This window comes from Saccharopolyspora gloriosae, from assembly GCF_014203325.1.
In the GTDB taxonomy this organism is placed as follows: Bacteria; Actinomycetota; Actinomycetes; order Mycobacteriales; family Pseudonocardiaceae; genus Saccharopolyspora_C; species Saccharopolyspora_C gloriosae.
In genome coordinates this window covers 3,814,282-3,827,065 of the sequence record NZ_JACHIV010000001.1, presented here as the reverse complement: position 1 = coordinate 3,827,065, position 12,784 = coordinate 3,814,282, and the positions used below count along the sequence as shown (strand labels likewise).

Here is a 12,784-nt window from a genome sequence, read left to right as displayed (position 1 = left end):
TGCACAAGTGGGCGAGTCATGATGAAGCAGAATGCTCAACCACCGCCGTGCGATCCCCGAAGGAGCTGAGCAAGGTGCCAAGTCAGGACGGTGTCGACGGAGTCGACGCCCGGCTGCTGCTGGCGATCGCCGCCGCGCCCCGCGCCACGATCAGCGCGCTCGCCGAGGAGACCGGGCTCTCCCGCAACACCGTGCAGAGCCGGGTGAGCAGGCTGGAGGAACGCGGCGCCCTCAGCTCCTTCGAACGGCGGGTGGACCCGCGCGCCCTCGGGTATCCGCTGCGCGCGTTCGTGACGATCCAGGTCACCCAGAGCAGGCTGAGCACGGTGTCGGAGGCGCTGCGGGCCATTCCCGAAGTGCTGGAGGTCGCCGGGATCAGCGGCGGTGCCGATCTGTTCGTGCAGGTGGTCGCCAGGGACACCGACGACCTGTACCGCATCGCCGGGCGAGTGCTGGCCATCCCCGGCGTCGAACGCACGGACACGGCGCTGGTGATGCGCGACCTGGTGGACTACCGCCTCACCCCGCTGCTGGAGCGCCACGCCGACCCCTCCGCCTGATCCGACCACCACGACCTCCTCGCTTCCCCCGTCCCGCGCCGCGAGATGGGTGAACGGACCGTTCGTCCAATCCGATGGGACAAACGGTCCGTTCACCCCGACCGGCTCCACCACCGCAACGCCCCACCGCCTGCCGAACCGGCGACGGGCGCACCCGATTTCGCCGAGTGAACGGACCGTTCGTCCAAGCGGATTGGACGAACAGGCCGTTCACTCAGCCTGAGGTCCGCGAAGCCGACGCCGTGTGGAGCTCTTTTCGAGTGAACGGACCGTTCGACCAATCCCGTTGGACGAACAGGCCGTTCACTCCCTCTCGGAGTCCGGGCGTCGACGACGGCCGGGCGGCGTCCGGAGCTTTTCCGGAGTGAACGGACCGTTCGACCGACCAGATGGGACGAACGGTCCGTTCACTCGACCCGTGGCGGGGCGCGGCGGATCGGGGGTGAACGGTCCGTTCGTCCAACGGGGCCGGACGAACGGACCGTTCGCTCAACCCTTCGCAGCGGGGCTGCCCAACGCTGCGAGGGCGAGTACCTGGCGGGCTCGCCGGACCACCGGCGGGTCGATCATGCGACCGTCCACCACGAGCACCGAGCGCCCGTCGCGCTCCGCCTGCTCCGCCGCCGTCACGACCTGCCGGGCCGTCCGGACCTCGGCGTCGGTGGGCCGCATCGCCTCGTGCACCAGTCCGACTTGGCGCGGATGGATGCACATCCGCCCGAAGAATCCGAACCGCAGCAGCGAAGCGGTGTCCGACCGGTAGCCCTCGTCGTCGTCGAGAGTCACCAGCACCGGTGCGGGCGGTGGCGCGAGCCCGGCGGACGCGGCGGCGGCCACCACGCGGGATCTCGCCCAGCGCAACGGTTCCGCGTCGACGTCCGGCGTGCTGACACCGAGGTCGTCGGCCAGGTCGTACTCGCCGAGGCCGAGCGTCACCACCCGGTCCACGGCGGCGATGTCCCGGGCCTGCCAGAGGCCGGTCGCGGTCTCGACCAGGCCGAGCAGCGGCACCGAACTGCGCGCCGAGACGTCGCGGACGATCTCGTGCTCGGCCTTCGGCACCACGATCCCGGCGATCGGCCGGTCGCGCAGCGCCTCCAGGTCGGCCGCGGTGTTGTGCCCGTCGTTGTTGATGCGCACCCAGATGCGGCCCGCCCGCGCGCGGTCCTCGTCGAGCACCGCGACGAGGGCGTCGCGGGCCGCCTGCTTGCCGTCGACGTGCACGGCGTCTTCGAGGTCGGCGACCACGACGTCGGCCGCACCGGCGGCCTTGCCCAGGCGGTCGGGACGGTCGGCGGGGCAGAACAGCCAGCTGCGCGGGTTCACCAGCCGACCTTTCCCTTGCCCGCCACCAGGGATTTCGCGATGACGGTGCGCATGATGTCGCTGGTGCCCTCGCCGATGGTCATCAGGATCGAGTCGCGGTAGAGCCGTTCGATCTCGAACTCGGCGGAGTAGCCGTAGCCGCCGTGCACCCGCATCGACTCCTGCGCGGCCTGCAGCGCGACCTCGGAGGCGAACAGCTTCGCCATGCCCGTCTGCAGGTCGGCGCGTTCACCGCTGTCGAGCTTGCTCGCCGACCAGTACGACAGCAGCCGCGCGGCCTGCAGCTGGGTGGCCATCTCCGCGATGCGGATCTGGATGGCCTGGAACTCGGCGATGGGCTTGCCGAACGCCTTGCGCTCGGAGGCGTAGGCGAGCGCCTCGTCGTAGGAGCGCTGCGCGATGCCGAGGCTGCGACCGGCGATGTTGAGCCGGCCCGTCTCCAGCGCCGAGAGCACCTGCTGCATGCCGCGGCCTTCGACGCCGCCGAGCAGGTTCTCCGCGGGCACCCGCACGTCCTCGAAGACGACTTCGCAGGACTCGGTGCCCTTGTAGCCGAGCTTCGGGATGTCCTTGGTGACCGTGAACCCGGGCGTGTCCGCGTCGATGAGCAGCACGCTCATGCCCTTGTGCGCCGGCTCGGCGCTGCGGTCGGTCTTGACCAGCACCGGCAGCGGGTCGGCGTAGCGGGCGTTGGTGATCCACATCTTGCTGCCGTTGACGACGTAGTGGTCGCCGTCGCGTTCGGCGGTGGTGCGGATGCCCTGCAGGTCGGTGCCCGCGTCCGGTTCGGTCAGTGCGATGCCGGTGCGGCGCGCGCCGGTGGCCAGCTCCGGCAGGTACTTGCGCTTCTGCTGTTCGGTGCCGTGCCTGCTGAGCATCCAGGTGGACACGGAGTGGCTGCCGAGGATGCCCGCCACGCCCATCCAGCCGCGCGCGATCTCCTCGAACACGAGGGTGAACGACACGAAGTCCGCGTCCACGCCGCCGTACTCCTCGGGGATCATCAGCCCGAACAGGCCGAGTTCGCCCATCTTCGCCACGATCTCGGTGGGGTAGGTGCCCTCGTGCTCGTACTCCTTGGCGACCGGCACGATCTCGGTGTTCACGAAGTCCCGCAGGACCTGCTGGAACTGGGCCTGGTCCTCGTTCAGCTCGAAATCCACGGCGCGTCTCCCTTCGCTCCGAAAGCACCTTCGCCCGCCAGCCGCTGGAACTCCGCCGCGTCCAGCCCGAGCAGTTCGTCCAAAGTGGACGATGTGTGCTCGCCGAGGAACGGCGCGCGCTGGTGCTCGGTGCGGGGTTCGCCCGCGCGCACCGGGGAGGCGACCTGCTTGACCTGGCCGAAGCGCGGGTGCTCGGTGGTGACGACCAGCCCGCGCGCTTCGGTGTGTTCTTCTTGCAGCGCCTGCGGAATCGTGTTGATCGGCGCGCACGGGACGCCGGCGGCCTCCAGCAGGCCCAGCCACTCGGCGGTGCCGCGGCGGGCGAGTTCCTGCTCGATCAGCCGCACGCAGTCCGCGGAGTTCTCGTAGCGGTCCGAGGTCGTGGCGAACCGCGCCTCGGCGGCCCAGGCGGGGGAGCCGAGCACGTCGACGAACTTCTCCCAGAACTTCTGCTTCGCGCAGCCGATCACGATCCACGAGTCCGCGGTGGGGAAGTTCTGGAACGGCACCAGGCTCGGGTGCGCCGAGTGGTGGGTGCGCTGCGGTTCGAACCCGGCATTGAGGTGCCAGGTGGCGAGGTAGGTGAGCATGCCGATCGCCGTGTCGTACAGGCTCACGTCGCAGTCCGAGCCCACGCCGTCGCGCCGCGCGCCGTGGATCGCCGACAGCAGCGACAGCCCGGCCACCAGGCCGCCCGAGTAGTCCACCATGGACAGTCCGGACTTGGTCGGGGGACCGTCCGGCTCGCCGGTGACCGACATCCAGCCCGCGAGGCCCTGCAGCATGTAGTCGTAACCCGGCTGCTTCGCGCGCGGCCCGGTCATGCCGTAGCCGGACAGCGAGCAGCACACGATCCGCGGGTTGATGTGCTTGAGGTCCTCGTAGCGGATGCCCATCTTGGCGGGCACGTCACCGCGCAGGTTCGAGTACACCGCGTCGCTGACGGCCACCAGCTTCTCGAAGACCTCGCGGCCCGCGTCGCTGGTGAGGTCGAGCACGACGGAGCGCTTGTTGCGGTTGAACGCCTCGAAGAACAGCGAGTCGCCGTCCTCGGCGTAGGGCGGGGTGAGGCGGCCGACGTCACCGCCGAAGCGCGGGTCCTCGATCTTGATGATCTCAGCGCCGAGGTCGGCCAGGTGCACGGACCCGAACGGCCCGGCGCCGTACTGCTCGACGGCCAGGATCCGCACGTCCTCCAACGGCAGCCTGCTCATGCCTCACCTCCGTGGTCGTCCAGCGACAGCGGGCCGTTCTTCGCGGTGGGGAACGAGTCGATCGCGTCGGCGTGCGCGCGCTTGTAGATCAGCACCGTGCGGTCGAACGACAGGCACTGGTCGCCGTCGGCGTTGAGCGCGCGGGTGTGCACGTTGACCAGGCCCGCGTACGGCTTGGACTTCGACTCCCGGGTGCCGGTGCAGATCGACTCGCCGTAGAGGGTGTCGCCGACGAACACGGGGTGGGTGAGCTGGATGTTGGTCATCGCCAGGTTCGCGACGGCGCGCTGGCTGATGTCGCTGACGCTCTGGCCGAGCAGCATCGCGATGGTGAGGCCCGAGTTGACCAGGACCTTCTCGAACGGCGTCTTCGAGGCGTAGTGCGCGTCGAAGTGCGCGGGATGGGTGTTCATCGTGAGCAAGGTGAACCACGTGTTGTCCGCCTCGCTGATCGTGCGACCCAGCGGGTGCTTGTAGACGTCCCCGACGACGAAGTCCTCGAAGTAGCGCCCTTGCCGACCTCCGTGCACGGCCACCGCCGCACCTCCTGTTCCGTGCTTGTCGCCGAGGCCCCGCGGCGCGGATCGGCAGTGGCGACCGCGCCAGGAGCTTCCGGGAGTATGCGTCGCGCGCCGACTCCGACGCAATACGTCTGACAATTAGATTCCCGGTTGCTCGGGGAAACGGGTGGCGTCCCGTACCCTGGGGCGACACCGATCGGTACGGCGCGAGATCCGACGGGACCCGGCCGAGGAAGAACGAGGCGACATGACGGCTGATCCAGGCGGCCCCGCCCGCCTGCGGGTGCGTCCCGTGCAGGCGGCGTACCGGCAGGTCGCCGAGCAGTTGCGGGACCAGATCGTCAGCGGCGCGCTGCCCTCCGGGTCGCGGCTGCCCAGCGAGACCGAGCTCGGCTCGATGTTCGGCGTCAGCCGCAGCACCGTGCGCGAAGCGCTGCGCCAGCTCGCCAGCCAGCACCTGATCGACACCACCCGCGGCGCCACCGGCGGCAGCTTCGTGGCCGCGCCGGACGCGGGCCTGATCGCCGACAACCTCGGCGGCAGCCTCGGGCTGCTGGTCAACTCGCGGAGCATGAGCGTCGACAACCTGCTCGAAGCCCGCCTGCTGCTGGAACCGCACGCCGCGAGGCTGGCCGCCGAACGCGCCACCGCCGAAGATCTCGACGAGCTGCGGCGCACCGTGGAGCGCACCGGGCACCTCGATCCCGACGAGGGCTTCACCGTCCACTGGGACTTCCACACGACGCTCGTGTCGATCAGCGGGAACCCGCTGCTGCACGTGATGTGCCAGCCGATCAACGTGGTCCTGAGCGGCCGGATGCACCGCGACCGGGTGGCCCGGCAGGCGTGGGAGGGCATCGACGAGGACCACGCCAAGGTCTACGAGGCCGTCGCCGGCGGCGAGGCCGACACCGCCGAGACCCTGGTGCGCGAACACCTCCTGAGCCTCCGCCCGCTCTACGAGCGCATGGAGGACTAGCGGCGTCCTTCAGCCGCGGGACATCGTTTCGAGGATGCGGGTGACCTCGTCCTCGCCGTGGCCGGCGCGTTCGGCGCGGTCGAGGTAGCCGCGCATCGCTTCGAGCGCTGCCGCGTCGAGTCCGCGGTCGTGGGTCGCCGAAATGAGGTGCGCCAACGAGGCGCGGATCGAGCGGATCATCGAAACGGGGTCGTCGTGCCGGTTCTGCTCGGCGCGTTCGGCGAAGCCGTCGAAGATCGCGGGGAGGATCTCGCGGATCCCGTGGGCGAACGGGACGAAGGCGGTGGGCGAGATTCCTTCGGCGCGCGCGAGCGCGGTCGCATGCAGGAATCCCGAGATCGTGCTCCAGAACAGGTCCAGCAGCGCGACGTCGTGCGCTGCGGCGCGACCGGGTTCGTCGTCCAGCCAGGTCGGGGTGGCCAGGTGCTCGATCAGCGCCTGGTGTTCGGCGAAGAGTTCTCGTGGTCCGGAGAGCAGGATGGACGCCGACGGGGTTCCGATCGTGTAAGCCGGTGTCATGATCGCCCCGTCCAGGTAGCGGCCGCCCCGGTCGGCCACGAGCCGGGCGGTGTGCCTGGCCCGTTCAGGGGTGTCGCTGGTCAGGCCGATGATGCTCCGCCCCTCTACCACGCTCTCTGCCGAGGACAAGATCTGATCGACCGCGTCGTGATCGACCACGTTGATCAGCGTGACCGGGCTGGCGGCGATGGCTTCGGCGGGCGAGTTCGCCCACTGCGCTCCCCGTTCGAGCAACGGCGACGCTGTGCCGGGGGTTCGATTCCAGACCGCGACCGTCTCGTCGGCTTTGATGAGGGTGCCTGCGAGTGCCCGCCCCATCGGGCCGAGTCCGATCACGGTGACGGTGGCCTGCGCGGTCGTTGGCATGAGGGCAGCTCCTGCGACGTGGTGTTCCGGTCGTTCGCAGTGTCCGTTCCGCCGCCTCGTCGGTACAGTACGCACCATTTTGTGGGGTACTTACCTTCGAGGAAGGGGTATCGATGGCGGGGCGCGTCGCGGAGTGCGGACTGACGGCGGCACTGGCGGTGATGGTGGGCAAGTGGAAGCCGCTGATCATCTGGGAGTTGGCCGTGCACGGCACGATGCGCTTCTCCGAGTTGCGGCGGCGGTTGGACCCGATCTCGGAGAAGGTCCTCACCCAGCAGCTCCGCGAGCTCGAAGCGCACGATCTGGTCTCCCGTACGGTTCACCCCGTGGTGCCGCCGCACGTGGACTACGCCGCCACCGCGTTCGGTGAGAGCCTGAACCGCGCGCTGGAGCCGTTGGGGGCGTGGGGCCACGAACACGCTGCTCGGATCGCGCACGTCACGTCGGACAGTCAGGGCTGAACGACCGCAGGCGTCCCGCGGGCCAGGCGCTCCGCGCGCCGGGTGGTCGAGCGATGGCGGAAATCCTGCGCCGCGCGGCAGCATCGCGCTGGCATTCGAGGCTCGGCCACCGGTTGTGGGCAGGGGCGGGGAAACGTCCGATTTGAAAACGTCAGACTTTTGTCTTGATTGGGCGCGGGGTGGGATTGCACACTGTCCGCATCGGATGCGCCGCGCATCCGCGGGGTCATCAATGACGAGGCCAGCAAGGAGGCACCCATGCCTGCCATCGCGGACGTGATCGGCGAATTCGCCGCACGCACCACGCTGCGGGACGTCCCGGACGAGGTCCTGGGGCGCGCACGGCACCTCGCGCTCGATTCGGTCGGAGTCGCGTTCGCCGCGGTGGACCAGGAATTCACCCAGCGGGCCCGCAAGGCCGCCGCCGCGCTCGGACCCGGCGACCAGCCGGTGCTGGGCCTGCCGGACCGGCTCGCGCCGCGCGAGGCCGCGCTGCTCAACGCCGTGCTGGTGCACGGCTTGGACTTCGACGACACCCACCTGCCCGCCATCACGCACGTCTCGGCGACCGCGCTGCCGGTGAGCCTCGCCGCCGCCATCCAGCACGGGCGTTCCGCCGAGGACCTGCTGCTGGCCTACGTGCTCGGCATCGAGATCAGCGCCCGCGTCGGCACCGTCGCCCACGGCGGGTTCCACGCCACCGGGTTCCACCCGACGGGGCTGGCCGGGGCGTTCGGCTCCTCGGTCGCCGCGGCGAAGCTGGCGGGGCTGCCCGCCGATGGCATCGCCGAGTCGCAGCGCATCGTCGGCTCGATGGCCTCCGGCATCCTGGAGTTCCTCTCCGACGGCGCGTGGACGAAGCGCCTGCACCCCGGCTGGGCGGCCACGAGCGCGCTGACCGCCGCCACGTTCGCCTCGGTCGGCTGGCCCGGGCCGGAGGAGGTCTACGAAGGCCGGTACGGGCTCTACGCCACGCATCTGCGCGACACCGAGTGGGACGCCACCGAGGCGCTCGACGGGCTCGGGGAGCGCTGGGAGCTGCTGGCGACCGCGGTCAAGCCGTATCCGAGCTGCCACTTCACCCACGCCTTCGCCGACGCGATCCTGGTGCTCAAGGAATCCGAGGGCTTCGCCGCGAGCGACGTCGAGACGGTGCGCTGCCTGATCCACGAGACCCCGGCCGCCGCCGTGTGCGAGCCGATCGAGCGCAAGCGCCGCCCCCAGGACGACTACGACGCGAAGTTCAGCCTGCCGTTCATCGCGGGGGCCTGCCTGGCCCGCGACCGGCTCACGCTCGACGAGTTCACCCCGGAATCGCTGGCGGACCCGGAGATCCTGCGGCTCGCGCAGCTGGTGGAGATCGCCGACGACCCGGACAGCCGCTTCCCGCAGGCGTACTCCGCGGAGGTCGAGATCGTGCTCACCGACGGCCGCCGCCTGCACCGCCGCGAGGACGTCAACCGCGGCCACACCGACCGGCCACTGTCGGAAGCCGACATCCGCGCCAAGTTCACCGGCAACTTGGGCGAACGCGCCCAGCCGACCATGGAGCACGTGCTCGCGCTCGGCACGGCAGGCAGCGCCGCCGAATTCGCCGAAGCACTGCGCGCTGCCTGATCCCGCGCTTCCCGCGCATGCCCAAACCACATATCGAGGGCGGTACCCCCATGCCTGAAACTGCCGCGAACCCTTCGCGCGAGAACAGATCACCGGCACCGGCCGGGCGGCCCCTGTCGGCGGCCCGGATCGCAGGTTCGTCCCTGCTCGGCACGCTGATCGAGATCTTCGACTTCATCATCTACTCGTTCATGGCGGCCTTGGTGTTCGGCCCGCTGTTCTTCCCCGGCGCCTCGCCGTGGATGGGCACGCTGGCCGCGCTGGCCACGCACGCGGTCGCGTTCGGCATGCGCCCGCTCGGGGCGGTGCTGTTCGGCAAGCTCGGCGACAGCCGGGGCAGGCGCACCGCGCTGCTGACCTCGATGCTGATGATGGGCGGGGCGACCGTCGCCATCGGCCTGCTGCCGCCGTTCGCGGTCGCAGGGTTCTGGGCGCCGGTGCTGCTGGTGGCGTGCCGCCTGCTGCAGGGGCTCGCCGTCGGCGGCGAGTGGGGCGGCGCGGTGCTCGTCGCGGTCGAGCACGCGGAGCCCAAGCGCAAGTCGCTCTACGGCGCGTTCGTGCAGCTGGGCACGGTGCTGGGCATCGGGCTGGCCAGCGCGGTGATCCTCGTCGTGAACCTGTGGGTGAGCGAGGAGGCGTTCCTGTCCTGGGCGTGGCGGCTGCCGTTCCTGGCGAGCGCGCTGCTGATCGTGCTGGGGCTGGTGCTGCGCAGGAGGCTGGAGGAGACCCCGGCGTTCCTGGCGGAACTCGCCAAGCGGGAGAGCGGCGAGAAGGCGGCGCGGCCCACGGTGCGCGCGGTGTTCCGGGACAACGGCCTGGCGCTGCTGGCGGGGTCGCTGATGTGGTCGGCGCCGTGCTCGTACCTGTACGTGCTGATGACGGGACTGGTCGCGTACACCAAGCAGTACGTGCCGTCGCTCACCGCGGTGAGCGTCCAGTTCGGCCTGCTCATCACCTCGGTGATCCTGGTGGGGCTGACGCTGGTGAGCGCGATGAACGCGGACCGGTGGGGCCGGGAACGGCTGACGATCGGGTCCGGCGTGATCCTGGTGCTGTGGGCGTTCCCCGCGCTGTGGCTGATCGACAGCGGTGGTTTCGGCGCGATGCTGCTGGCGATGCTGGTCGGCACGATCTGCTACGCCGCGTTCAACGGCGCGGTGCCCTCGCTGCTCTCGGAGCTGTTCCCGGTCGACGCCCGCTACACCGGGGCCGGCCTGTGCATCGCCTTCGGCACGGCCATCGCGGGCGGCCTGCTGCCGATCGGCGCGCTGGCGCTGGTGGGCACCTTCGACGGCTCCTCGGTTCCGCTGTCGCTGACCCTGGTGCTCTGCGGTGGCATGACGATCCTCGGCGTGGTGCTGTCCAACAAGGTCAAGCGCCACGGCTGACGCCGCACGCCCGCTCGGCGGGGCGTGCGGGCGATCGGATCGCTGCGAACGCGGCGCGATCGCGGTGCCGGGTGGACGAACGCGTTCACCCGGTCGCCGCGGTCGCGCCGCGTTTTTTCGCGCCCTGCCCCGGAGTTCCGGTGGGCACTCAGCGGAACCGCTCGATTCCGGAGCGTTCCGATCTGACTTCCAGTGCGCGTGCGGACGCGTGCGGTGAGGGATTTCCGGGTGGTGTGACCGTTCCCATAGCGGCGCGGCGGTGGTGCGGCCCGGTCGCGACGGGCGCCGTGGGACGCTGTACGACTGTTCGAGCAAGCGCACCCGGCGCCGCTGAAAGGCCACCATGATCCGGTTCCACCACGCCGCCACCGACGCGCCCGAATCGCGGCCGGGACGGCGTGCGCGGGCCGACGACCGGCCGAGGTTTCCGGGCATGCGCGGAATATGTTGTGCGACAAGGCTGTTCGACTAGTGACGCGCCAGGTGTTCGCACCACCGCCCGGTCCGCATCGGAGGCCCGCAGCCGGCCGACCGCGGACCTCCTGCGCCGCGGACCCGCCGGTCCGCACGGCGCGGTGGCGGTGCGCACCGGCACGCCGACCTTGTTCGCGGTGTTCAACGACGAGTGCCACGACGTTCCGGCAACCGTGGTGATGGGTTAGGTAAACGAGCGAGCTATGAGCATCAAGATCGGTTACAAGGCGTCCGCCGAGCAGTTCGCGCCGCGCGACCTGGTGGAGTTCGCCGTCCAGGCCGAGGAGAACGGCCTGGACAGCGTGATGGTCTCCGACCACTTCCAGCCGTGGCGCCACAACCAGGGGCACGCGCCGTTCGCGATGTCCTGGATGAGCGCGGTGGGGGAGCGGACCTCGCGCATCCAAATGGGCACCAGCGTGCTCACGCCGACATTCCGGTACGAGCCCGCCGTGGTGGCGCAGGCGTTCGGCACGCTCGGGTCGCTGTACCCGGGCCGGGTCATGCTCGGCGTCGGCACCGGTGAGGCGCTCAACGAGACCGCGGTGACCGCGCGCGAGTGGCCGGAGTTCAAGGAGCGGTTCCGTCGCTTCCGCGAGGCCATCGACCTCATTCGTACATTGTGGACGGAGGATCGGGTCAGCTACGAGGGCGAGTACTACCGCACCTCCAACGCGACGATCTACGACCGCCCCGAAGGCGGCGTGCCGATCTACGTGGCCGCCGGTGGCCCGATGGTCGCCAAGTACGCGGGCCGCGTCGGCGACGGCTTCATCTGCACCAGCGGCAAGGGCATGGAGCTCTACACCGACAAGCTGCTGCCCGCCGTCGAAGCCGGGGCGGAGGCCGGTGGCAAGAACGCCGCCGACATGGAGAAGATGATCGAGATCAAGCTCTCCTACGACCCCGACCGGGAACGCGCGCTGCAGAACACCCGCTTCTGGGCGCCGCTGTCGCTGCCTGCCGAGCTCAAGCACAGCCTCGCCGACCCGGAGGCGATGGAGAAGGCCGGCAACGACCTGCCCATCGAGCAGGTGGCGAGCCGCTGGATCGTGGCCTCCGACCCGGAGGAGGTGCTGTCCGAGGTCAAGGCGTACATCGACGCCGGTTTCGACCACCTCGTCTTCCACGCCCCCGGCTCGGACCAGACGCGCTTCCTGGAGTCCTTCTCCCGGGACGTGGCGCCCCGCATCCGCGACCTCTGCGCCTGATCCAGGTGCCGTCCAGGCCCGCCGCCCCGTTCGGGCGGCGGGCCTGGTGCCGTCTTGGGCGCGGGTCGCGCGGGACGGGGAAAACCGTTGGTGTTCCCGGTCGTTCGCCGTCGATGATGGCCGCATGGACGAGCACGCGTCGCTGCTGGCGGCTTATGACGAGCACTTGCGCGCCGATGCGGAGGCGGTCGGCGCGCTCGGCAGCGCGCGGCGCGGGCCGTTGCTGCTGCTGACCTTCAGCGGTGGACGCGGTCTGGTCACCTACCGGGATCTCGGCGGTGCCGACGCGGTCGGGGTCCGGCGGCTGGTCGAGGAAGCGGTGGCGCACTACCGGACCGATCCGGCGATCACCGAGGTGGAGTGGAAGACCCGAGGCCACGACCACGCGCCGGGGCTGCACGATGCCTTGCTGGACAACGGATTCGTCCCCGACGCCCCGGAGTCGATCATGATCGGCGCGACTCGGTCGCTGGCGGTCGACGTGGAACTGCCGGCAGGCGTGCGGGTCCGCCGGGTGACCGAGGAGTCCGACGTCCGGGCGATGACCGAGATGCAGCACGAGGTGTTCGGCGTGCCGATCTCCGATGAGCAGGTCGACGCCGTGCACCGCCGCCTCGCGCTCGACGACGGGATCCAGTTGTGGGCCGCCGAGTCCGCGGGCCTGATCGTCTGCGCCGGTCGGCTGGAACCGGTGCGCGGCACGGACTTCGCCGGGATCTGGGGCGGCGCGACCCGTCCGGAATGGCGCGGGAGGGGGATCTACCGCGCGTTGACGGCCGCGCGGGCGCGGGCGGCCCTGGAGCTGGGGAAGACGCTGATCAACAGCGACTCCACAGAGTTCTCCCGCCCGATCCTCGAACGCTCCGGTCTCCGCGAGGTCTCCACCACGACCCCCTACCGCCACCGGACCTGAGCGCGAACCTCAACACGCGGCTGCGGTCGCCGGACGCGGCGCCCGCCGGGATCGCGTCCGGCGGCGTGAACC

At 70.5% G+C, this 12,784-nt stretch carries 12 protein-coding genes; 7 read left to right on the top strand and 5 right to left on the bottom strand.

Features of this window, described 5'->3' with window-relative positions; all coding sequences use genetic code 11:
- Positions 1–74: 74 nt before the first annotated feature.
- Positions 75–560 (top strand): Lrp/AsnC ligand binding domain-containing protein, encoded by a 486-nt coding sequence (locus BJ969_RS16935; protein WP_184479872.1) that lies wholly within the window; start codon positions 75–77, stop codon positions 558–560.
- Between the two features lie 489 nt (positions 561–1,049).
- Here the strand turns inward: BJ969_RS16935 and BJ969_RS16930 are convergent, their stop codons facing one another.
- Genes BJ969_RS16930 through BJ969_RS16915 form a run of 4 tightly spaced genes read right to left on the bottom strand, consistent with a single transcriptional unit; the run spans position 1,050 to position 4,799 of the window.
- Positions 1,050–1,886 (bottom strand): aldolase/citrate lyase family protein, encoded by an 837-nt coding sequence (locus BJ969_RS16930; RefSeq protein WP_184479871.1) that lies wholly within the window; start codon positions 1,884–1,886, stop codon positions 1,050–1,052.
- Complete coding sequence (locus tag BJ969_RS16925; RefSeq protein WP_184479870.1) at positions 1,883–3,049, bottom strand: acyl-CoA dehydrogenase family protein; 1,167 nt, start codon at positions 3,047–3,049, stop codon at positions 1,883–1,885. Before BJ969_RS16925 ends, BJ969_RS16930 begins: the two co-directional genes overlap by 4 nt.
- Positions 3,034–4,263, bottom strand: coding sequence for a CaiB/BaiF CoA transferase family protein (locus BJ969_RS16920; RefSeq protein ID WP_184479869.1), 1,230 nt, complete (start codon positions 4,261–4,263; stop codon positions 3,034–3,036). Before BJ969_RS16920 ends, BJ969_RS16925 begins: the two co-directional genes overlap by 16 nt.
- The gene (locus tag BJ969_RS16915) at positions 4,260–4,799 is read right to left on the bottom strand and encodes a MaoC/PaaZ C-terminal domain-containing protein (protein WP_184479868.1); all 540 of its coding nucleotides are present in this window, start codon (positions 4,797–4,799) and stop codon (positions 4,260–4,262) included. The genes BJ969_RS16920 and BJ969_RS16915 overlap by 4 nt, the downstream gene beginning before the upstream one ends.
- A 232-nt stretch (positions 4,800–5,031) precedes the next feature.
- On the opposite strand from BJ969_RS16915, the gene BJ969_RS16910 reads away from it, so the two are divergent.
- Positions 5,032–5,763, top strand: a complete 732-nt coding sequence (locus BJ969_RS16910; RefSeq protein WP_184479867.1) for a FadR/GntR family transcriptional regulator — start codon at positions 5,032–5,034, stop codon at positions 5,761–5,763.
- A gap of 9 nt (positions 5,764–5,772) precedes the next feature.
- On the opposite strand, the gene BJ969_RS16905 is transcribed toward BJ969_RS16910, so the two are convergent.
- Positions 5,773–6,648 (bottom strand): NAD(P)-dependent oxidoreductase, encoded by an 876-nt coding sequence (locus tag BJ969_RS16905; RefSeq protein WP_184479866.1) that lies wholly within the window; start codon positions 6,646–6,648, stop codon positions 5,773–5,775.
- Positions 6,649–6,761: 113 nt separating this feature from the next.
- Between BJ969_RS16905 and BJ969_RS16900 the strand changes: the two genes are divergently transcribed.
- The 5 genes from BJ969_RS16900 (at position 6,762) to BJ969_RS16880 (ending at position 12,712) form a co-directional block, all read left to right on the top strand.
- On the top strand, positions 6,762–7,109 hold the full coding sequence (locus tag BJ969_RS16900) for a winged helix-turn-helix transcriptional regulator (protein ID WP_184479865.1): 348 nt from the start codon (positions 6,762–6,764) through the stop codon (positions 7,107–7,109).
- A 258-nt stretch (positions 7,110–7,367) separates the two neighbouring features.
- On the top strand, positions 7,368–8,726 hold the full coding sequence (locus BJ969_RS16895; protein ID WP_184479864.1) for an MmgE/PrpD family protein: 1,359 nt from the start codon (positions 7,368–7,370) through the stop codon (positions 8,724–8,726).
- A gap of 50 nt (positions 8,727–8,776) precedes the next feature.
- Positions 8,777–10,114, top strand: coding sequence for an MFS transporter (locus BJ969_RS16890; protein WP_184479863.1), 1,338 nt, complete (start codon positions 8,777–8,779; stop codon positions 10,112–10,114).
- Positions 10,115–10,791: 677 nt separating this feature from the next.
- Complete coding sequence (gene fgd, locus BJ969_RS16885) at positions 10,792–11,799, top strand: glucose-6-phosphate dehydrogenase (coenzyme-F420) (RefSeq protein WP_184479862.1); 1,008 nt, start codon at positions 10,792–10,794, stop codon at positions 11,797–11,799.
- Between the two features lie 124 nt (positions 11,800–11,923).
- Entirely contained in the window at positions 11,924–12,712 is a 789-nt protein-coding gene (locus tag BJ969_RS16880) for a GNAT family N-acetyltransferase (protein ID WP_184479861.1), read from the top strand.
- The last annotated feature ends 72 nt before the right edge of the window (positions 12,713–12,784 follow it).

Excerpts from the sequence above, each read along its gene's own strand:
- BJ969_RS16920 (WP_184479869.1), bottom strand. The coding sequence starts at position 4,263 with ATGAGCAGGCTGCCGTTGGAGGACGTGCGGATCCTGGCCGTCGAGCAG.
- BJ969_RS16910 (WP_184479867.1), top strand. The coding sequence starts at position 5,032 with ATGACGGCTGATCCAGGCGGCCCCGCCCGCCTGCGGGTGCGTCCCGTG.
- BJ969_RS16905 (WP_184479866.1), bottom strand. The coding sequence starts at position 6,648 with ATGCCAACGACCGCGCAGGCCACCGTCACCGTGATCGGACTCGGCCCG.
- BJ969_RS16900 (WP_184479865.1), top strand. The coding sequence starts at position 6,762 with ATGGCGGGGCGCGTCGCGGAGTGCGGACTGACGGCGGCACTGGCGGTG.
- BJ969_RS16895 (WP_184479864.1), top strand. The coding sequence starts at position 7,368 with ATGCCTGCCATCGCGGACGTGATCGGCGAATTCGCCGCACGCACCACG.
- BJ969_RS16890 (WP_184479863.1), top strand. The coding sequence starts at position 8,777 with ATGCCTGAAACTGCCGCGAACCCTTCGCGCGAGAACAGATCACCGGCA.
- fgd (WP_184479862.1), top strand. The coding sequence starts at position 10,792 with ATGAGCATCAAGATCGGTTACAAGGCGTCCGCCGAGCAGTTCGCGCCG.
- BJ969_RS16880 (WP_184479861.1), top strand. The coding sequence starts at position 11,924 with ATGGACGAGCACGCGTCGCTGCTGGCGGCTTATGACGAGCACTTGCGC.